Source organism: Stenotrophomonas sp. GL_111 (assembly GCF_057835245.1).
In genome coordinates, this window is sequence record NZ_CM174421.1 from 3,248,432 (window position 1) to 3,268,810 (window position 20,379).

The 20,379-nt window shown below is 67.0% G+C and carries 17 protein-coding genes and 1 riboswitch; of the genes, 9 read left to right on the plus strand and 8 right to left on the minus strand.

Translation table 11 applies throughout. The features are described 5' to 3' along the window. Positions 1–81 precede the first annotated feature (81 nt). Entirely contained in the window at positions 82–1,464 is a 1,383-nt protein-coding gene (locus AC3IPM_RS14450; protein ID WP_489300665.1) for an L-serine ammonia-lyase, read from the plus strand. 49 nt (positions 1,465–1,513) lie between these two features. On the opposite strand, the gene AC3IPM_RS14455 is transcribed toward AC3IPM_RS14450, so the two are convergent. Continuing rightward, positions 1,514–1,864: a helix-turn-helix domain-containing protein gene (locus tag AC3IPM_RS14455; protein ID WP_489300666.1), complete on the minus strand. Its 351-nt coding sequence runs from the start codon at positions 1,862–1,864 to the stop codon at positions 1,514–1,516. Positions 1,865–1,999: 135 nt separating this feature from the next. On the opposite strand from AC3IPM_RS14455, the gene AC3IPM_RS14460 reads away from it, so the two are divergent. Then, the gene (locus tag AC3IPM_RS14460) at positions 2,000–3,001 is read left to right on the plus strand and encodes an alpha/beta fold hydrolase (protein WP_489300668.1); all 1,002 of its coding nucleotides are present in this window, start codon (positions 2,000–2,002) and stop codon (positions 2,999–3,001) included. Between the two features lie 21 nt (positions 3,002–3,022). On the opposite strand, the gene AC3IPM_RS14465 is transcribed toward AC3IPM_RS14460, so the two are convergent. From AC3IPM_RS14465 to metX, 3 genes are read right to left on the minus strand one after another with little or no spacing between them, the layout of a single operon-like run. Then, the gene (locus tag AC3IPM_RS14465; RefSeq protein ID WP_489300669.1) at positions 3,023–4,096 is read right to left on the minus strand and encodes a homoserine dehydrogenase family protein; all 1,074 of its coding nucleotides are present in this window, start codon (positions 4,094–4,096) and stop codon (positions 3,023–3,025) included. Next, the gene (locus AC3IPM_RS14470) at positions 4,093–5,337 is read right to left on the minus strand and encodes an O-succinylhomoserine (thiol)-lyase (protein ID WP_489300670.1); all 1,245 of its coding nucleotides are present in this window, start codon (positions 5,335–5,337) and stop codon (positions 4,093–4,095) included. The genes AC3IPM_RS14465 and AC3IPM_RS14470 overlap by 4 nt, the downstream gene beginning before the upstream one ends. Beyond that, entirely contained in the window at positions 5,334–6,428 is a 1,095-nt protein-coding gene (gene metX, locus AC3IPM_RS14475) for a homoserine O-succinyltransferase MetX (protein WP_489300671.1), read from the minus strand. The genes AC3IPM_RS14470 and metX overlap by 4 nt, the downstream gene beginning before the upstream one ends. Before the next feature lie 14 nt (positions 6,429–6,442). Next, positions 6,443–6,562: riboswitch (SAM riboswitch) on the minus strand. A 157-nt stretch (positions 6,563–6,719) separates the two neighbouring features. Between metX and AC3IPM_RS14480 the strand changes: the two genes are divergently transcribed. The 4 genes from AC3IPM_RS14480 to AC3IPM_RS14495 all read left to right on the plus strand — a co-directional run bounded on the left by AC3IPM_RS14480 (position 6,720) and on the right by AC3IPM_RS14495 (position 12,079). Then, positions 6,720–7,607, plus strand: coding sequence for a M23 family metallopeptidase (locus AC3IPM_RS14480; protein WP_489300673.1), 888 nt, complete (start codon positions 6,720–6,722; stop codon positions 7,605–7,607). Between the two features lie 75 nt (positions 7,608–7,682). After that, the gene (locus AC3IPM_RS14485) at positions 7,683–9,287 is read left to right on the plus strand and encodes a peptide chain release factor 3 (RefSeq protein ID WP_489300674.1); all 1,605 of its coding nucleotides are present in this window, start codon (positions 7,683–7,685) and stop codon (positions 9,285–9,287) included. 93 nt (positions 9,288–9,380) lie between these two features. Then, positions 9,381–10,016, plus strand: a complete 636-nt coding sequence (trhA, locus tag AC3IPM_RS14490; protein ID WP_489300675.1) for a PAQR family membrane homeostasis protein TrhA — start codon at positions 9,381–9,383, stop codon at positions 10,014–10,016. Between the two features lie 89 nt (positions 10,017–10,105). Next, positions 10,106–12,079: an AsmA family protein gene (locus AC3IPM_RS14495; protein WP_489300677.1), complete on the plus strand. Its 1,974-nt coding sequence runs from the start codon at positions 10,106–10,108 to the stop codon at positions 12,077–12,079. Positions 12,080–12,133: 54 nt separating this feature from the next. On the opposite strand, the gene AC3IPM_RS14500 is transcribed toward AC3IPM_RS14495, so the two are convergent. The 3 genes from AC3IPM_RS14500 to mtgA are packed head-to-tail and all read right to left on the minus strand — an operon-like array spanning position 12,134 to position 14,333. Further along, positions 12,134–12,565, minus strand: coding sequence for a CBS domain-containing protein (locus tag AC3IPM_RS14500; RefSeq protein WP_489300678.1), 432 nt, complete (start codon positions 12,563–12,565; stop codon positions 12,134–12,136). Continuing rightward, positions 12,525–13,544, minus strand: a complete 1,020-nt coding sequence (locus tag AC3IPM_RS14505; RefSeq protein ID WP_489300680.1) for a glycosyltransferase family 2 protein — start codon at positions 13,542–13,544, stop codon at positions 12,525–12,527. Before AC3IPM_RS14505 ends, AC3IPM_RS14500 begins: the two co-directional genes overlap by 41 nt. Positions 13,545–13,583: 39 nt before the next feature. Continuing rightward, positions 13,584–14,333, minus strand: coding sequence for a monofunctional biosynthetic peptidoglycan transglycosylase (gene mtgA / locus AC3IPM_RS14510; RefSeq protein ID WP_489300681.1), 750 nt, complete (start codon positions 14,331–14,333; stop codon positions 13,584–13,586). 79 nt (positions 14,334–14,412) lie between these two features. Between mtgA and hslO the strand changes: the two genes are divergently transcribed. From hslO to AC3IPM_RS14525, 3 genes are all read left to right on the plus strand, one after another. Beyond that, positions 14,413–15,306, plus strand: a complete 894-nt coding sequence (hslO, locus tag AC3IPM_RS14515) for an Hsp33 family molecular chaperone HslO (RefSeq protein WP_489300683.1) — start codon at positions 14,413–14,415, stop codon at positions 15,304–15,306. Between the two features lie 119 nt (positions 15,307–15,425). Further along, positions 15,426–16,283, plus strand: a complete 858-nt coding sequence (locus tag AC3IPM_RS14520) for an XOO1806 family protein (RefSeq protein ID WP_489300684.1) — start codon at positions 15,426–15,428, stop codon at positions 16,281–16,283. A gap of 437 nt (positions 16,284–16,720) precedes the next feature. Beyond that, on the plus strand, positions 16,721–19,609 hold the full coding sequence (locus tag AC3IPM_RS14525) for a TonB-dependent receptor domain-containing protein (protein WP_489300685.1): 2,889 nt from the start codon (positions 16,721–16,723) through the stop codon (positions 19,607–19,609). 140 nt (positions 19,610–19,749) lie between these two features. Here AC3IPM_RS14525 and AC3IPM_RS14530 read toward each other — a convergent pair whose 3' ends face one another. After that, positions 19,750–20,349, minus strand: coding sequence for a TetR/AcrR family transcriptional regulator (locus tag AC3IPM_RS14530; protein WP_489300686.1), 600 nt, complete (start codon positions 20,347–20,349; stop codon positions 19,750–19,752). Positions 20,350–20,379: the final 30 nt, after the last annotated feature.

Below are 20,379 nucleotides of genomic sequence, written 5' to 3' on the forward strand. Positions count from 1 at the left end.
TGAAATGTTGCGCCGCAGACATGCCCGGCGCGCCTGACAGCATAGAATAGCGTTCCATCCGATACCCGCAGTTTGGCAATCATGGCTGTCAGCACGTTCGACGTTTTCAAGATCGGCATTGGCCCGAGCTCCTCGCACACCGTGGGACCGATGAAGGCCGCCGAACGCTTCGTGCACCGCTGGCTGCTGGACCCGGGCCGGTTGCAGGACGTGGTGCGCATCCGCGCCGACGTCTATGGCTCGCTGGCCCTGACCGGGCGCGGCCATGGCACCGACAAGGCCGTGCTGCTGGGGCTGGAAGGCCAGCGCCCGAACCTGATCGACCCGGACATCATTCCCGATACCCTGGAACGGATCCGCAGCAGCAAGCGGATCCGGCTGATGGGCACGCATGAAATCGCCTTCGACGAGAAGCGCGATCTCGGCCTGAACAAGCGCCAGAAGCTGCCCTACCACACCAACGGCATGCGCTTCACCGCCTATGACGCCGAAGACCAGGTGATCGCCACCCGCGATTACTACTCGGTGGGCGGCGGCTTCGTGGTCAACCAGGACGACGCCGCGGACGACCGCATCGTGCCCGATGAAACCCCATTGCCCTACCCGTTCAAGAGCGGTGACGAGTTGCTGGCGCAGACCGCACGCAGCGGGCTGAGCATCGCCCAGCTGATGTTCGAGAACGAAAAGTGCTGGCGCAGCGAAGACCAGATCCGCGAGGAGCTGCGTGAGATCTGGAGCGCGATGCAGGCCTGCGTGGACCGCGGCATCCGCCAGGAAGGCACCCTGCCCGGCGGCCTGCACGTCTCCCGCCGCGCCCCGGCGCTGTACCGCGAACTGTCCTCCAAGCCCGAAGCGGCGATGCGCGACCCGCTGACCACGTTGGACTGGGTCAACCTGTACGCATTGGCCGTCAACGAGGAAAACGCAGCCGGTGGCCGCGTGGTCACCGCCCCCACCAACGGTGCGGCCGGTGTGCTGCCCTCGGTGCTGCATTACTTCGACCGCTTCTGCCCCGGCGCCAACGAACAGCGCGTGTTCGACTTCCTGTTGACCTCGGCGGCAATCGGCATCCTGTACAAGGAAAACGCCTCGATTTCCGGCGCCGAAGTCGGCTGCCAGGGCGAAGTGGGCGTGGCCTGCTCGATGGCAGCCGGTGGCCTGGTCGCCGCACTCGGCGGCAGCCCGAGCCAGATCGAGAATGCCGCTGAGATCGGCATGGAACACAACCTGGGCCTGACCTGCGATCCGATCGGTGGCCTGGTGCAGATTCCCTGCATCGAACGCAATGCGATGGGCGCGGTGAAGGCAATCAATGCCAGCCGCATGGCCATGCGTGGCGACGGCAAGCACAAGGTGTCGCTGGACAAGGTCATCAAGACCATGCGCGACACCGGCCGCGACATGCAGGACAAGTACAAGGAAACCAGCCGCGGCGGCCTCGCCGTGAACGTCATCGAGTGCTGATGCGGCGGCATCCCTCCGCGCCCGTCACCGCTGACGGGCGTCGATGGCCTCAACGGGATGATGCGGCGCGTGCGTTGTCGCGAAGGGCCAGGTCCTTGCCCACGATGTAACCACCGGCCAGCATCATCATCACCACGATGGCCAGCTTGAACCACACCGCGCCGGGGTCCACAGCCGGGCGCGCCGCTGCGGGGGGCGCGGCAGGCGGTGCTTCGGCCAGTTCCGCAGGGGTCACTCCCAATACCGCCGCAATCGCCATCCGCGTATCGCCCGACGCGCGCCCATCGGCCTCCACGCGCTGCACCGTCCGCGCACTCAGTCCGGCCACCGTGGCCAGGTGCTCCTGCGACCACCCGCGCGCTTCGCGCAGTTGTTTCACCTTTCCCGATGCATCGGACATCGCCACTCCTCCTGTCTGGGCATGGTGGAAGTGTGCCGCCACAGGGGCGCCCGCGCCACGACAGCAGCACGACACCCCCGCGACAGTGGCATCACCGGTCCAGTACCCTCGGTGCTCCCCCACCCGGAGACCGCCATGCGCATCCTGGCTGCCGCCCTGCTTGCCTGCCTGCCGCTGACCACATTCGCCGCTGCGCCGTATGGACCGCGGCTGGAGGGGTTCGACTATGCGTACCCGGTTGAAACCTTCCGCTTCACCTCCCAGCAGCAAGCACTGGAGATGGCCTATCTCGACATCCCGGTATCCGGCAAGGCATTCGCCGGCACCGTGGTGTTGCTGCACGGCAAGAATTTCTGCGCCGCCACCTGGGAGGAGACCATCGCGGCTCTGCATGCGGCCGGCTACCGGGTGATCGCGCCGGACCAGATCGGCTTCTGCAAGTCGAGCAAGCCCGCGGCGTATCAGTACTCGTTCGGGCAACTGGCGGCCAACACCGAAGCACTGTTGCAGCACTTGGACCTGGGCGAAGGCACGGTCCACGTGGTGGGCCATTCGATGGGCGGCATGCTCGCCGCGCGCTTTGCGCTGATGTACCCGCAGCGGGTGAGCCGCCTGGCGCTGGTCAATCCGATCGGGCTGGAGGACTGGAAGGCCAAGGGCGTGCCGTGGCGAAGCGTCGACGCGTGGTATGCCAACGAGCTGAAGACCAGCTTCGAGAGCATCCAGCGCTACCAGCGGGAGGTGTACTACAACGGCGACTGGCAGCCTGCATTCGAACGCTGGGCACGCATGCAGGCCGGGATGTATGCCGGATCGGGCAAGGCGGCGGTCGCCTGGAGCCAGGCCCTGACCTCGGACATGGTGTTCAACCAACCGGTGGTCTACGAACTGCCCCGGCTGAAGGTGCCGACCACGCTGTTCATCGGCCAGACCGACCGCACCGCGATCGGCCGCGACCTCGCGCCGCCGGCGTTGAAGGCAACGCTGGGGGACTACCCCGCGTTGGGCAAGGCGGCAGCGGCCGCCATTCCCGGCGCCACCCTGGTGAGCTTCGACGACCTGGGCCATTCGCCGCAGGTGCAGGATCCCAAGCGGTTCAACGCTGCGTTGTTGAAGGCGCTGTCCGCCACGCAGTAGCCGGTCATCGTCCCGCGAAACCTATCGCCGGGCGATCGCCAGCACGTCGTCCAGCAGCGCCGCGGCGGTGACTTCGGCGCCCGCGCCCGGCCCCTGGATCAGCAGCGGCTGGGCGTGGTAACGATCGCTGTGGATCGCCACCCGGTTGTCGGTCTGCGCGCCACCGGCAAGGGGATGATCGAGCGGCAGCGTGCGCAGTCCGACCAGGGCTCCGTCGTGATCGAAACCGCCGACGAAGCGCAGGCAAGCGCCCTGCGCATGGGCCTGCTGCCAACGCTCGGCGAGCGGTGCATCCAGCAGCGACAGCTGCGCCAGCGCTTCAGTCAGCGGCAACCGAGCCAGCGCATCGGGCACCAGCGAGGTCACCTGGACCTGCTCGGCGCGCAGGGCGATGCCACTGCTGCGGGCCAGGATCAACAGCTTGCGGCGCACATCCTCGCCGGACAGGTCCACGCGCGGATCGGGCTCGGTGTAGCCGGCGGCCGCGGCCTCGCGCACCCATTCGGAGAAAGGCCGTTGCCCGTCGTAGTGGTGGAACAACCACGCCAGTGAGCCCGACAGCACGCCCTCGACGCGATGGATGCGGTCGCCGCCGGCAACCAACCCGCGCAGGCTGCTCAGCAGCGGCAGCCCGGCCCCCACCGTGGCGCTGTCGCCGTACTGTGCATCGCCATCGTCGCGGCTGTCGGCGATGGCCTGTGCGCGGGCCAGCTGCGCACCACGGCCCAGCTTGTTGGCCGTCACCACGTGCACGCCACGCGCCAGCCATTGTTCATGCCAGTTGGCCACGTCATCGCTGGCGGTGGCATCCACCACCACGTCGCCGCGCTGCAGGCCTTCGGCCTCGGCCCAGGGCTGCAGGTCCGGCGCACTGCGCTGGGCGCGGTTGGCCTGCTGCAGCTCGTGTTCCGGCGCATCGCCACAGGCCCGCGCGGTGCGCGAATTGGCCAGCCACGAGAACGCCGGCAATGCCAGCCCGCGTGCCTGCAGCACCTGGTAGCGCTGCACGAACGCCGTGCCAACCGTACCGGTGCCGAGCAGCGCCAACTTGTTCGTCGCCGCCGGTGCGCCCACCAGATTCAATACCGCGCTCATGCATCCACCTGTTTACGCAGCGCCACCGTGGCCTGCAGGTCGATCACCGCCTGCGCGCGTTCCAACCCGGCCTGCAGATCGGCCACCAGGTCTTCCGGCGATTCAATGCCGACCGACAAGCGCAGCAGCCCTTCGCTGATGCCGGCATGCGCGCGCGCTTCCGGGGTCATCGCGGCGTGGGTCATGGTCGCCGGATGCGCGATCAGGCTTTCCACCCCGCCCAGCGATTCGGCCAGGGTGAAACAGCGCAGGCCATCGACGAAGGCACGCACCGCCGCATGCGGGTCATCGCCCGGGCACGAGGCCAGTTCGAAGGACAGCATCGCGCCGAAGCCACTCTGCTGGCGCGCGGCAATGGCGTGTCCCGGATGCTCGGCCAGGCCCGGGTAATAGACGCTGGAAACGGCATCGCTGGCGGCCAGCAGCTCGACCACCGCGGCCGTGTTTTCCTGGTGCGCACGCAGGCGTGCGCCCAGCGTGCGCAGCCCGCGCAGGGTCAGGAAGGCGTCGAACGGTGAACCGGTCAGGCCCAGCGCGTTGGCCCACCACACCAGCTGTTCGTGCACGGCCGGATCGCGTGCGATCACCGCGCCGCCGACCACGTCGCTGTGGCCGTTGATGTACTTGGTGGTGGAATGCAGCACCACGTCGGCACCGAAACTGATCGGCTGCTGCAGTGCCGGCGACAGGAAGGTGTTGTCCACCACCACCTTGGCCCCGGCCTTGTGCGCGGCATCGATGACGAAGCGCAGGTCGGTGATGCGCAGCAGCGGGTTGGACGGGGTTTCCACCAGTACCAGAGTCGGCGACTGCGCCAGCGCATCGGCCAGCGAGCGCGGGTCGGTGAGGTCGGCGGTGATCAGCCCGAAGTGGCCCTTCTTGGCCAGTGCATTGAACAGCCGCCAGCTGCCGCCGTACGCGTCATGCGGCACCACCAGGGTATCGCCCGGCTGCAGCAGCGCGTTGAGCACCAGGTTGATGGCGCCCATGCCGGTGGAGGTGATCACGCCACCGGCACCGCCTTCCAGCTCGGCCAGCGCTTCGCCGAGCAGGTCGCGGGTCGGGTTGCCGCTGCGCGTGTAGTCGTACTGGCGCTTGTTGCCGAAGCCATCGAAGCTGAAGTTCGAGGACAGCACGATCGGCGGGGTCACCGCACCATGGGCGGTATCGCGATCGATGCCGGCGCGGACGGCGGCGGTAACGCGACTACAGGACGGTTCGGTACCAGCGGACAGGCTCATGCGGTTTCTCCCGGGGAACGGACGGCGTTGGCGAGGATCGCGTCGATGCGATCGGTTTCTTTGAGGAAGGCGTCGTGGCCATACGGCGAGCGCAGTACGCGCAGGCTGCCGCGCGGGCCCAGCCCTTCGACCAGGCCGACACAATCGGCCAGTGGCACCAGCCGGTCGCCTTCCACGGCGACCACCACGGTCGGCACCTGGATGGCGGCAGGGTCGACACGGTGCAGGTCGATCGATTCGGACAGGCGCAGATAGGCATCCACCGCGGTGCGCGCGACGTACTGCGCACCGGCGGCATCAAGGTAATCCTCGGCGGCCACGCGGACGCGGCCATTGATCACTTCCGGGGGGGCGTCGAAACGCTCGCCGAATTCTTCCGGGGTGCGGTAGCTGAGCATCGCGAACTGCCGTGCCAGTGCGAGCCCGTGGTTCTCGGCGCATTGCAGCTGGCCCAGCGCCACCGCACGGCGCTGCAGCGCGCGCCAGGCAGCGGCGTAGGGATGCGGGCGATGCGCGCCACTCACCGCCACCAGCTTGTGCAGGCGCGGGCGGTGACGGATCGCGAACTGCTGGCCGACCAGCGCCCCGTAGGAGTAGCCGACGAAGCACTGCAACGCAGCGATGCCCAGGTGATCCAGCAGCAGCGCCAGCGCATCGGCCTGGTCGGCGGTGTCGATCGGCAGGTCGAGCGCGCCGTCGGCGCCGATGAAGTCAAAGGCCAGGATGCGCTGCGTGGCCGGGTCCAGCGTGCGGCCGCTGCCGACCAGGCCCTCGGCCCAGCCCTTTTCAGGAAACTCGGCATTGGCCGCCACGTGGCGGTGCGCGGAAATGCCGCCGGCCAGCAGTACCACCGGCGCATCGGCCGGGCCTACCAGCTCGTAGCGCAGGCGAACCGGGCGCGGGCCGGCGTGACGCATCGACAGCACCGCGCCGATATCGCCGCGAACGGCATGGCAGGCAGCATCCTGCGGAGCGCTCGGCGGTGCGAAGGTGTCGGTGGCAACAGCGGCAGCGGTGGCGAAACTCATGGCGGTATCCCGAAGAGGAGGCGGCCATCGAGCTTTCGCGGAGCTCGCGTTCGAAGCGCACATACGGTGCACGGTTCGAACCATCTTTCGGAAGACACAACGGTCCCCGCAGGATTTGGCACCTACGCAGGTCGCTTGCGCGCCTGCGGGCTGCCCCGGCTTCAAAGGGCCTGTCCCTCTGCCGGTCTCGATGGTGACGCCACGATGCCAGCCCGATCCGACCATGTCAATCCTTTCATCGGGATGAAGCGATATAGTTTTTTCTCATCAGCGCGCAGGCCCCTTCCGCAGGGGGGATCTTTCCTGAACGAAGGCGGTTGCGTAGAGTCCGCCCACCCTCATTGGATTCCCTGCATGCGCCGGACCCTGCCCCTGCTGCTGTTGTGCCCGCTGCTCGCGCAGGCCGCCGATGCCCTCGCGGCGCCCGCCTGGCGCTCGGGCTGGGGCCTGGTCCAGCAGACCGCGGCGCCATCGCAGGGCCCGGTTGCCGGCACCCTGGCCTCGGTCACGCTGGAAGGCGGTGCCAGCCGCTGGCAGGCCCGGGTGGACAACCATCTGGCCGGCCCGGTCCAGATCGCGCTGCGCCAGGCCCCCGCGGCGACGCCGCTGCCCGGCCTGCCGATGCAGACCGTGCTGCCCGGCGCGGCCAGCGTGGTGGTGACCCGCCTGCAGCTGCCGCCGGACACCCAGCGCCTGAACCTGCTGCTGGATGCGGTTCCCGGCGATCCGGCCGCCCGCCCGCAGGACGTGGCCTACCCGTTGCCCTTCCATGCCCAGCGCTTCCAGGTCACCCAGGCCCCGCAGGGGCGCTTGAGCCATACCGATGCGGAGAACCGCGACGCGGTCGATTTCGCCCTGCCCGAGGGCACTCCCGTGCTGGCCGCACGGGCCGGCAAGGTGATGCAGGTGCAGGGCAACTTCCAGGCCAACGGCCGCGATCTGGCGCGTGATCGCGACCGCGCCAACTTCATCCGGGTCCTGCACGAGGACGGCAGCATGGCCGTCTACGCCCATCTGCAGGCCAATGGCGTGCTGGTCCGCAGCGGCCAGCGGGTCGAGGTCGGCCAGCGCATCGGGCTGTCCGGCAATACCGGCTACAGCAGCGGCCCGCACCTGCACTTCGTGGTGCAGGTCAATGCCGGCATGCAGCTGCGATCGGTGCCGATACGGATCGTGGCGCCCCAGGGCGAGCTGCACTTCGCCCGCGAGGACAGCCCGGGCCCGGCCGCGGCCACGCCCTGACCCGGCCAGTCCCGGCGCCCGCTATACTGGGCGGCTTATCTCCATGAAAAGCGCCCCGGGCGGGCGCGTCACGCCATGTCCGACATCGCTACCGAAGCTGCGCGTCGCCGCACCTTCGCCATCATTTCCCATCCCGACGCCGGCAAGACCACGCTGACCGAAAAGCTGCTGCTGTTCGGCGGCGCGATCCAGATGGCCGGCTCGGTGAAGGGCCGCAAGGCCGCCCGTCATGCGACGTCCGACTGGATGGCGCTGGAAAAGGAACGCGGCATCTCAGTCACCTCCTCGGTGATGCAGTTCCCCTACGAAGGCAAGATCGTCAACCTGCTCGACACCCCCGGCCACGCCGACTTCGGCGAGGACACCTACCGCGTGCTCACCGCGGTGGACTCGGCGCTGATGGTGATCGACGTGGCCAAGGGCGTGGAAGAGCGCACCATCAAGCTGATGGAAGTGTGCCGCCTGCGCGACACCCCGATCATGACCTTCATCAACAAGCTCGACCGCGAAGGCAAGGAGCCGATCGACCTGCTGGACGAGGTGGAAAGCGTGCTCGGCATCCAGTGCGCTCCGGTGACCTGGCCGATCGGCATGGGCCAGCGCCTGAAGGGCGTGGTCCACCTGATCAGCGGCGAAGTGCACCTGTACGAACAGGGCCGCAACTTCACCCGCCAGGACTCCACCATCTTCCCCTCGATCGACTCGCCCGGCCTGGCCGAGAAGATCGGCGAGCGCATGCTGGCCGACCTGCGCGATGAACTGGAACTGGTGCAGGGCGCCAGCCATCCGTTCGACCTGGACGCCTACCTGGCCGGCAAGCAGACCCCGGTGTTCTTCGGCTCGGGCGTGAACAACTTCGGCGTGCAGCCGCTGCTGGACTTCTTCGTCGAGCACGCGCCGTCGCCGCAGCCGCGCGCCACCACCGGCCGCCAGATCGCCCCGCAGGAAAACAAGCTGACCGGCTTCGTGTTCAAGATCCAGGCCAACATGGACCCGCAGCATCGCGACCGCGTGGCCTTCATGCGCGTGTGCTCGGGCCGTTTCGCGGCCGGCATGAAGACCTTCCACGTGCGTACCGGCAAGGAAATGAAGCTGGCGAACGCGCTGACCTTCATGGCCAGCGACCGTGAAATCGCCGCCGAAGCGTGGCCGGGCGATGTGATCGGCATCCATAACCACGGCACCATTTCCATCGGTGACACCTTCACCGAAGGCGAGGCCGTCAGCTTCACCGGCATCCCGAACTTCGCCCCGGAACTGTTCCGCCGGGCGCGCCTGCGCGATCCGCTCAAGCTCAAGCAGCTGCAGAAGGGCCTGGCCCAGCTGTCCGAAGAAGGCGCTACGCAGTTCTTCCGCCCGCTGATGAGCAACGACCTGATCCTCGGCGCGGTCGGTGTGCTGCAGTTCGATGTGGCCGCCTACCGGCTCAAGGACGAGTACGGCGTGGAAGCCACCTTCGAGCCGGTCAGCGTCACCACCGCACGTTGGGTGACCTGCAGCAACGAGAAGAAGCTGGAAGAATTCCGCGAGAAGAACGCCGGCAACCTGAGCATCGATGCCGCCGGCCAGCTGGTTTATCTGGCACCGACCCGGGTCAACCTGCAGTTGGCGCAAGAACGTGCGCCGGACGTGCGCTTCGCCGCCACCCGCGAAGCCGCACACAGCATTTCAGTCGCCTGATCGGGCTGCTGAACACCCGCGCGTGCATGCGCACGCCATCGCGGCGATGATAGGGGGGAGCGGGCTCCCCCTCCCCGCACCCCCTCATCGCCCATGACTACTGTCGCTTCCGTACGTGAAGAAATCGCCAGCGCCCTGACCCACGGGCTCGGCGCGGTGGCCGCCCTCGCCGCCAGCGCGGTGCTGATCACCCTGGCCGCCATCTATGGCGACGGCTGGCAATTGGCCAGCGCGATCGTGTTCGGCGTGGCGCTGCTGCTGCTGTACACCGCCTCTACCCTGTACCACGCCATCCAGCACCCGATCGCCAAGGGTCGGCTGAAGGTATTCGATCACTGCGCGATCTATGTGCTGATCGCCGGCACCTACACGCCGTTCACCCTGATCGGCCTGCGCGGCGGCCCGTGGGGCTGGGGCATGTTCACCGCGATCTGGGCGCTGGCGCTGTCCGGGGTGGTCTTCAAGCTGTTCTACACCGGCCGTTTCAAGCTGCTCTCCACCCTGATCTACATCGCGATGGGCTGGATGGTGCTGGTGGCGATCAAGCCGATGTGGGCCTCCATCGATGGCTGGACGCTGGGCTGGCTGCTCGCCGGCGGGCTGTCCTACACGCTGGGCACGTATTTCTACCACCGTGAATCGATCCCGTATTCGCACGCGATCTGGCACCTGTTCGTGATCGGCGGCAGCGTCTGCCACTTCGTGGCGGTGACAGCACAGATTCTTTAACACCCTGCGCCTGTCGCCGCGCCCCACGCTGACACCATCCTGACCAAGGCTTCGCGTTGCCTGCACGATGAAATGGCAACGATGCGCAGGTGAACAGCGTCGACTCCCCTGCTCCATCGCCTGCTACACGCCGCGCGCGCTGGCGTCGCCCCGGTAAACGCGGGCGGCGTTGGTTGGCGGTCCTGGTCTTCGTGCTGGCCGCGCTGCTGGTGCTCATCGCGGTGTGGGACTGGAACTGGTTCAAGGGGCCGGTGGAACGTGCGGTACAAGCCAGGACCGGGCGCGCCCTGCAGCTCGGCCATCTGGATGTCGATCTGGGTCGCACCACCACCGTGCGTGCCGATACGTTGGCCTTCGCCAACGCCGACTGGGCCAAGCAGCCGCAGATGGCCAGCGCCGACCGTGTCGAGATCGATATCCGCCTCTGGCCGCTGTTGCACGGCGACGTGCGCATCCCCGAGATCCGCCTGACCCGCCCCGACCTCCTGCTCGAAACCGGCCCCGGCAAGGGCACGCCTGGCAACTGGGATTTCCTCGGCCCCTCCAGCGGCAACCCGCCGGTACTTCGGCGCCTGCTGGTCAACGATGGCCGCCTGCAGTTCCGCGACGCGGCCGGCCGTACCGACGTACTGGTCGCGCTCAACAGCGGCAAGCCACGCAACGCGGACAGCGCCCCGCCGCTGCTGGTGAAGGGCAAGGGGCGCTGGAAGGGCAATCCGTTCTCGCTCGACGGCAACACCGAATCGCCGCTGGAACTGAGCAACAGCGACCACCCGTTCCGCATCCACCTGGACGGCCGCGCCGGCACCACCCACGCCATCGCCAGTGGCACGCTGACCAATCCGTTTGCACTGCGCACGTTCGATCTGGAGCTGATGCTCAGCGGCCAGGACATGCAGGACCTGTATCCGCTGCTCGGCCTGGCCATTCCGCCCACGCCGCCCTACCGCCTGAAGGGCCGGCTCAAGCGCAACAACGACATCTGGCGCTACGAGAATTTCACCGGCACCGCCGGCGACAGCGATCTGGGCGGTACGGCGCAGATCGAGGTAGGCCGCGCGCGCCCCCTGCTCAAAGCCGACCTGGTCTCGAAACGGCTGGACTTCGACGACCTGGCCGGTTTCATCGGTGCGCCCCCGAAGACCGGCACCGGCGAATCGGCCAACGCCGAACAGAAGGCAAAGGCCGCCGCCCTCGCGGCCAGTGCCAAGGTGCTGCCGGCCACGCCCTACGACCTGGGCAAACTGCGCGCGATGGATGCCGACGTGCGCTGGAAGGCGCAACGGATCAACGCGCCCTCGCTGCCGCTGGACGACATGGACGCCCACCTCCTCCTCGACGACGGGGTGCTGCAGTTGGCACCGCTCAATTTTGGCGTGGCCGGCGGCGACATCCGCAGCACCCTGCGCATGGATGCACGCAAACCGGCGATCACCACGCACTTGCAGGCCAGCATCCGCAAAGTGCAGTTGGGCCGTTTGTTCCCCGACGCCAAACTCGCCGAACAGGCCTCCGGCGGCATCAGCGGCGATGTCACGTTGACCGGCCAGGGCAATTCGATTGCCAGCATGCTCGGCAGCGCCGACGGCGACGTCGCCCTGGGCATCGGCCGTGGCCATGTCGGCAACCTGATCATGGAACTGGCCGGGCTGGACGTGGCCGAGTCGCTGAAGTTCCTTTTCACCGGCGACAAACAGATCCCGCTGCGCTGCGCGTTCGGCGACTTCGGCGTGCGCAACGGCGTGATGCAGTCGCGCGCGCTCGCCTTCGACACCACCGACACGCTGATCCTCGGCGAAGGCACGGTCGACCTCAAACAGGAGCAATTGGACCTGCTGCTGCGGCCGCGCCCGAAAGACGTGAGCATCCTCGCCCTGCGCTCGCCGCTGCGCATCGGCGGCAGCTTCAAGGATCCCTCGTTCCGGCCGGACTTCAAGGCGCTGGGCCTGCGCGGCGCGATCGCCCTCACCCTGGCCACCATCACCCCGCCGGCCGCGTTGCTGGCCACCCTCGAAACCGGCCCCGGCAAGGACACCGACTGCGGCGGCCGTTACGCCAAGTAAATGCGCAGGGGTGCCGACCTGCGGCCGGTACCCCACATTTTCCCGGTCAGGACTTCAGCCTGCGACGATGTACTGCTGCAGCTGGTCCAACCGCTGCGCCTGCTCGTCGATCACCGACTTGACCAGATCGCCGATCGAGATCACCCCGATCACGCCGCCCGCGTCCACCACCGGCAGATGCCGGATGCGGTAGTCGGTGACCAGTTGCAGGCAGTGCTCGACCTGCTCGGAGGGCGCCACGGTAACCACCTTGGCGGTCATGATGTCGCTGACCGGCGTGGTCCGCGAAGAACGCTCGTGCAGCACGATCTTGCGCGCGTAATCGCGCTCGGACAGGATGCCGACCAGCTGCCGGCCTTCCATCACCAGCACCGCGCCGATGCCCTTCTCGGCCATCAGCCGGATCGCATCGATCACCGCCGATCCCGGCGCTACTGCGAAAACCTCAGGGGACTTGCCTTCCAACAGCTGGCGTACCGTGGTCATCTCGCTGCTCTCCACCGATGGGATGCAGCCCCGAGTCTGCCACGAACGGTGCCTGCCAGGTGTCAACCAGGTACAGCGGACGCTGCTTGGACTCCTCGTACAGACGCCCCAGGTATTCACCGATCAGGCCCAGTGCGATCAACTGCACCCCGCCCAGAAACAGGATCACCACCATCATCGTCGGCCAGCCGGCCACGCGGTCGCCATACAACGCCGCCTTGGCCACCACCCACAAGGCGGCGATGAAGGCCACCCCGGCCGTCATCAGGCCCAGGTAGGTGGTCACCCGCAGCGGCGCGGTGGAAAAACCGGTGATGCCTTCCAGCGCGAAATTCCACAGCTTCCACAGCCCGAACTTGCTGCGCCCCACCACCCGCGCATGGCGGTGGTACGGCAGCGCCTTGCGCCGGAAGCCGACCCAGCCGAACAGGCCTTTCATGAAACGGTGGCGCTCGCGCAGTTGCGCCAGGGCCTGCAGCGCGCGCGGCGACAACAGGCGGAAATCGCCGGTATCGGCAGGAATCGGCGTCTTGGACAGCCGCCCGATCACCCGGTAGAACGCCGCGGCGGTGGCGCGCTTGAGCCAGCTTTCGCCCTCGCGGGCCAGGCGCGTGCCGTACACGTTGTCATAGCCCTGCTGCCAGTACGCCACGAAGTCCGGGATCAGCTCCGGCGGGTCCTGGCCATCGGCATCGAGGATGATCACAGCGCCGTCGTCGACGAAATCCAGCCCGGCGGTCAGCGCGGCTTCCTTGCCGAAGTTCCGCGACAGCCGCAGCACCCCGACGCTGGGATCGATTGCGGCCAACCCCTGCATCACCTCCCAGGTGCCATCGCTACTGCCATCGTCCACATACAGGATGCGGCCCTCGATCCCGGCCAGGCCATCGAGCACCGTGCGCAGGCGCGGGTGCAGCAACGGCAGGGCCGACGCTTCGTTGTGCGCGGCGATGACCACGGTCAGGCGTTGGGCAGACATGCCCGGAGTGTAGCGTTCACCCAGCCGCGGCATGCGTGCTCAGTCCTCGCGCAGGTAGGCGTTGCCGCCCAGCTGCCGCGCCTGGCGCTGGATCCAGGCGGCGCGACGCTGCACGTACGGGCCCGGCTTGGATGCGTTGTAACGCCGTGGCGCCGGCAGCACCGCCGCCAGCCGCGCGCTCTCGGCCGGACTCAGCCGCGCCGCATCCTTGCCCCAATACTGGCGGGCGGCGGCCTGCGCGCCATAGATGCCGTCGCCGAACTCGGCGATGTTGGCGTACATCTCCAGGATCCGCGCTTTCGGCCAGAAGGTCTCGATCAGCAGCGTGTACCAGACCTCCAGGCCCTTGCGGATCCAGCTGCGGCCCTGCCACAGGAACAGGTTCTTGGCGACCTGCTGGCTGATCGTGCTGGCCCCGCGCAGGCGGCCGCCCTTGGCGTTGTGGTCGCGCGCCTTCTCGATCGCCTGCAGGTCGAAGCCATTGTGGTCGGGGAAGCGCTGGTCCTCGGCGGCCACCAGCGAGATCGGCAGGCTCGGCGCCATCTGGTCCAGGTCGCGCCACTGGTAGTGCAGCCGGTAGTCCCACTCGGCCTGCCCCAGCGCCTCGCCATAGCGCCACAGCATCACCGTGGAGACCGGCGGGTCGATGAAACGCAGCACCAGCACCTGCAGTACGCTGAAGGCGGCAAACAACAGCGGCAGCCACAGCAGGCGGCGCCAACGCCAGCGGCGCCGCGCAGGCGGCGATGCGCCCGCGTCGGGCTTGTGGTCCAGGTGTTCTGCCCCCATTACTGGTGCATCCTTTGCTTGCACGGTTGTCGGCGCATTATCCGGCAACCGGCCCTCTTTAAGCGCAGCCACCGAACCGATGACCGCCCAGACCGACACCCTTGCCCGTTTCCTGCTTCCCGATGCCGGCGTCCGCGGCGTGCATGTGCACCTCGACGCGTCGTGGCAGAAGATCCTGTCCCACGCCAGCTACCCGCCCAACGCGGCCGAACTGCTCGGCGAGGCCAGCGTCGCCTCGGCGTTGTTCACCGGCCACACCAAGGTCGATGGGCGGCTGTCGATCCAGCTGCGCAGCAGCACCGCCATGCGCACCCTGTTCGCCGAGTGCACCGCGGCCGGCACCCTGCGCGGGATCGCGCAGCTGGCCGAGGGCGGCGATGCGCCGCGTGACCTGTCCAGCTTCGGTGACGATGCGCTGCTGGCGATCACCATCGAAAACCCCGGCCTGGACCCGCGCGAACCGCAGCGTTACCAGAGCCTGGTCGGGCTGAGCGCGCCCAGCCTGGATGAGGCCTTCGAGGACTACTTCCGCCAGTCCGAACAGCTGCCGACCCGCCTGCTGCTGGCCGCCGATGGCGACCGCGCCGCCGGCCTGCTGCTGCAGAAGCTGCCCGGCGACGAGGGCGACCAGGACGGCTGGTCGCGCGCCAGCGCCCTGTTCGAGACGCTGGGCAAGCAGGAACTGCTGAACGTTCCCGCCCATGAGCTGCTGCACCGCCTGTTCCATGAGGAGAACCCGGAACTGCTGGGCGAGCGCCCGCTGCAGTTCGGCTGCTCCTGCTCGCGCGAGCGGGTCGAATCGATGCTGCAGTCGCTGGGCGAAGTGGAAGCCCGGGCGGCCGCCGAGCCCACCGGGGCGGTGGAAATCCGCTGCGAGTTCTGCGGGCAGGAGTATCACTTCCCGTTGACGGAATTCGGCATACTGTTCCGCGAGGCCGTCGTTTCCGCACCGGCACCTGAACGGCTTCAGTAATCACCGTACGAGTTTTGTTCTGGGGAGAACGAAGACTTGTTAAGAAATCATAAACGCCCTACGATCAATGTCCCGCTTCGGCGGGAACTTGCGTCCACTGCTGCTGTCTGAGAGTTCCCATGCGTGCCCTTCTGCGTCTACCGCTTGCCCTGCTGATCGCCATTGCCGCGATCCCGGGCGCGTATGCGCAGTCCAAGCCGCGCCAGGACAGCACCGTGCTGCCGGTCTGGAACAAGGGCAGCGGCAAGGTCGAAGCGCTGCTCTACCTGGAACCGACCGGCGAACAGGCGGTCGGCGCGCGCTGGCATTTCGGGCGCAGCTCGCTGGATGCCGCCTTCGGGCTGTCCTCCGGCGATTCGCTGGGCCTGCTCTGCAACAGCAGCCGCGGCACCAACATCAGCGGTCTGGCCAGTCATTGCATGCTCGCCAGCCTGGGCGACGATGACGACGTGTCGCTGAGCCGCCGGGTCACCGGCACGGCCGCGTTCAACCGTCCCGGTGGGCGCGTGGGCATCACCGCCGGCAGCGGCCGCGACACTCTGCCGGCCTGGCTGGCCGGCCCGAACAAGTCGCCGGCACTGCGCGCCGAACAAAACGATCTCACCGTGTTCGGGCAGAAGAACATCGGTCGCGAAGGCTTCGTCTCGATCGGCGGCACCTATGCCAAGGCGCGCCTGGTCCCGCTGGCCGATGCCTCACCGGCCATCGTCGACCGCTGGGACAGCAAGAGCCTGACCATCGGCGCCGGCTATGGCAATTTCAGCGGCAACATCATCGGCCGCGTGGTCGATGTGCCCGGCCAGCCGGGCAAGTGGGAAGGCCTGGGCGTCGGCCTCACCTGGCGCACCCCGTGGAGCGGCCAGCTCACCGTGGGCGCGGAAAACGTGGTCACCCGCGGCAAGAATCCGTTCGCCCCGCGCAACGAGAGCAACGACGAGGGCACCGTGCCCTACGTCCGTTACGAACAGGATCTCTGATCCCTGCCCCGGCCGCGTAGCTCGCGGCATCGGATGATCAAAGGCGCGCCGGCAGGTGCGCCTTTTTTGTTGCCTGTTGGCAAGTCGATCCATCGCGTGCGGCGTGGCGGCGCGAAGCAGACTGGAGTCGCGCCTTAACAGATATTGATTCTCATTTGTTACATGTCGATACAAATAGAGACACATCAAATGTAACTATTTTCTTCACTCAATCTTAATTATTGAGATGGAACCCGCAAGGGAACGCCCCAAGGCCATTGATCCACAAGGACTTTGCCGAATTTCACCGAGATCACATGGATCATTAACGCTACTTTAATTATCTCGGGGTGGCAGTTACTATCCAGTCAGCCTTGTGGTCTTTGGCGCTCTTGTTGGTGCCGCCACAGGCAAACACCCCAGTGAATACCCAAGATTCCCTTGGAGAGAGAGAGCCAATGAATTTCAAGTCCAACACGCTGCGTGACGCAGTGGTGGTCGCGCTGGTCGCGACGGCCGCGACCGCCACCGCACAGGCCCAGGAGTCGGCAAGCCCGACCAACCTGGACCGCATCGAGGTCACCGGTTCGCGCATCCGCCAGGTCGACACCGAAACCGCACAGCCGGTGCTCAGCATCAGCCGCGCGCAGATCGAGAAGCAGGGCTTCAAGTCGGTCGCCGACATCCTGCAGAACATCAGCGCCGCCGGCTCCCCGGCCATCAGCCGCACCTCGCCGCTGAGCTCGGGTGAAGCTGTTGGTGGTTACTACATCGACCTGCGCAACCTGGGCGCCAACCGCACCCTGATCCTGGTCAATGGCCGCCGTCTGGGCATCACCAACGATGGTCTGCAGGACGTTTCGTCGATCCCGACCTCCATGGTCGAGCGCATCGACGTCCTGAAGGACGGCGCGTCCACGCTGTACGGCTCCGACGCCATTGCCGGTGTGGTCAACATCATCACCCGCAAGGACTTCAACGGCGCTGAAGCCAACGCCTACATCGGCCAGTGGGGCAAGGGCGGCGGCGATCGCCAGTCCTTCGACTTCGTGATGGGCTTCCAGGGTGATCGCGGTTCGCTCACCGCCGGCGTTGAATACACCAAGGAAGACCCGGTCTGGGCCAAGGACATCTGGTTCGGCCAGGCGCGCTTCCCCACCGGTGAGAAGTCCGCCCCGCGTCCGGGCGGCCTGTCCGGCACCACCCAGTTCGGTCGCTTCACCTACAACGGCACCAACTACACCCTGCGCCGCGACGTGCCGGGCCTGGATCCGCGCCAGTTCTCCAGCTACCGCCCGCTTGACGGGACCGACGCTTCCAACCCGCAGCTGCAGTCGACCCTGCTGAGCGGCATCGAGCGCAAGTCGGTGTTCTTGAACGGCCGTTACGAGATCAACGACAAGGTCGCCTTCACCACTGACGTGCTGTACAGCGATCGCGAATCGTTCGCGCAGAACGGTGGTTATCCGTTCCAGAGCGGTGCGTTCGACCTGACCGGCGGCGGCATGTCCGCCAACAGCTACTTCAACCCGGTCGGCCAGGACATCAGCTACACCCGTCGTGGCTGGGAAGTGCCGCGTCAGGTGAAGAACAGCGTCACCACCTACCGCTTCAACGGTGCGTTCGAAGGCTCCTTCCAGATTGGCGACAAGTTCTGGGATTGGGACGCGGGCTACCTGTACAACCAGAACAAGGGCGTGCAGATCAGCACCGGCAACCTGAACACCCAGGCCGTCGCTGCTGCCACCGGCCCGTCGTTCCTCAACGCCGACGGTGTGGTCCAGTGCGGCACCGCTGCCAGCCCGATCCCGCTGGGCTACGGTGGCGGCCAGTGCACCCCGTGGAACCCGCTGGTGCCCTTCGGTTACGGCGGCGCCAACACGGCGGCCGACGAAAACGTCCGCAAGTTCCTGTACCTGCCGGGTCAGGCGATTTCGGAAACCGAAACCACCAACTACTACGCCAACCTCAGCGGCACCCTCGCCACGCTTCCGGCCGGCGACCTGGGCATCGCAGTGGGCTATGAACACCGCAAGGAATCCGGCACGTTCTCGCCGGACGCCCTGGCCCAGACCGGTATCTCCACCGACCTGGCCGGTGGCCCGACCGGTGGCGGCTACAGCCTCGACGAGTTCTACGCCGAGCTGCAGGTCCCGATCCTGGCCGATCTGCCGGGTGCCCGCGAGCTGTCGGTGAACCTCGCCACCCGTTACTCGGACTACAACACCTTCGGCGACACCCTCAACAGCAAGTTCGGTTTCAAGTGGAAGCCGATCGACTCGCTGCTGGTGCGTGGTACCTGGTCTGAAGGTTTCCGTGCTCCGACCGTGGCCGACCTGTACGGCGGCAGCTCGCAGACGTTCTCGTACTACACCGACGCGTGCGACGCCCTGTACGGCGATGCTGCCGGCAATGCCCGCTGCGCCGCTGACGTCCCGGCCGGTTTCCGCCAGCTTGCCAGCACCCCGAGCGGCGTGGCCGACGGCAAGGAATCGCAGTCGGATCGTCCGTTCTACGTGGGTTCCAACCCGCTGCTGACCCCGGAAACCTCGACCTCCAAGACCTTGGGTGTCGTGTGGAGCCCGACCTTCGCGCAGGGCCTGAACATCGCCCTGGACTGGTGGACGATCAAGATCGAAAACACGATCATCGCCGACACCGAAACCAACGTGCTGGCCGACTGCTACCTGCGTGGCATCGAGTCGCGCTGCAACGTTGGCCAGGATCCGACCCGTTCGCGCTTCACGCGTGACGCCAACGGCGTGATCACCGACTTCGCCACCGTGCCGATCAACGCCGGTTACCAGGAAACCGAAGGCTTCGACCTCAACATCGCCTACAGCCTGGACACCCAGTACGGCCGCTTCGGCGCCAACTGGCTGAACAGCTATGTGGTGAAGAACGAGCTGAAGACCGACAACGTCTCCACGTCGGCCCCGCAGCAGCTGAACGGCATGGCCAGCAACAGCAACGGCGCCAACTTCCGCCTGCGCTCGAACCTGAACCTGACCTGGGAGCTGGGTGATTTCGGCGTGACCTGGGGCGTGCGTTACTACTCCGGCCTGAAGGAAGCCTGCTACTTCGACGACCGCTGCACCTTGCCGGACTTTGCTTCCCCGGAAACCCAGGGCCAGATCTCGTCGATGAACCAGTTGGGCTCCAACACCTTCCACGACCTCCAGGTCCGCTGGAATGCACCGTGGAACGCAACGATCGCGATCGGCGCCAACAACGTGTTCGAGCACTACGCGGCTCCGGCGTACTCGCAGCCGGCGTCGGGTTACGCGTACTACGGTGGCTTCGATATCGGCCGCTACATGTACATGCAGTACAAGCAGAAGTTCTGATCGATCCGGTGATCAGCTGATGCCGCAACGGCCCCGCAAGGGGCCGTTGTTTTTTGTGCGTCCGGTACGTTGCCACCCCACCACCCGCGCACGAAAAAGGCCGCGTTTCCGCGGCCTTTTCGCTGTTCCGGCGCGATTGATCAGCCCGGAATCAAGGTCTCGATCACGTGCTCGACATAGGCTTCGAAATCCTCGCGCGCCTGCTTGGGCTGCTGCAGCTGCAGCGACAATTGCAGGAAGCCGACGTACGCCGCATACGCCAACCGTGCGCGGTGCTGCGCATCGGTGCGGCTCAATCCCGCCTGGCGGAACGAGGCCACCAGATACTCCAGCCGACGGTGCGAAACGCGGTCGATCACCGGGCGCACCATCGGGTGGTCCAGCGCCTTCAACAGCTCGCTGTAGATGATGTGCGGCTGCACTTCATGGGCCACCACCTGGAACAGCTGGCGCAGGCGCACGCGCGGGTCCGGCACGTCTTCCAGGCTGCCGAACACCTGCTCCTGTTCGAACAGCTCCCAGCGTTCCAGCGCCGCCTGCAGCAGCGCATCGCGCGAAGGGAAATGCCAGTAGAAACTGCCCTTGGTCACGCCGAGGCGACGGGCCAGCGGCTCCACCGCGACGGCCCCCACACCCTGTTCGGCAATCAGATCGAGGGCGGCCTGGGCCCAGTCTTCCGCGCTCAGGCGGCTGTTGCGGCCGGCACGTGGCTCGCCGGCGGAAGCTTCAGGTTCATTCATGGAGTGATTTAACCATACGCTCGGGTTGGT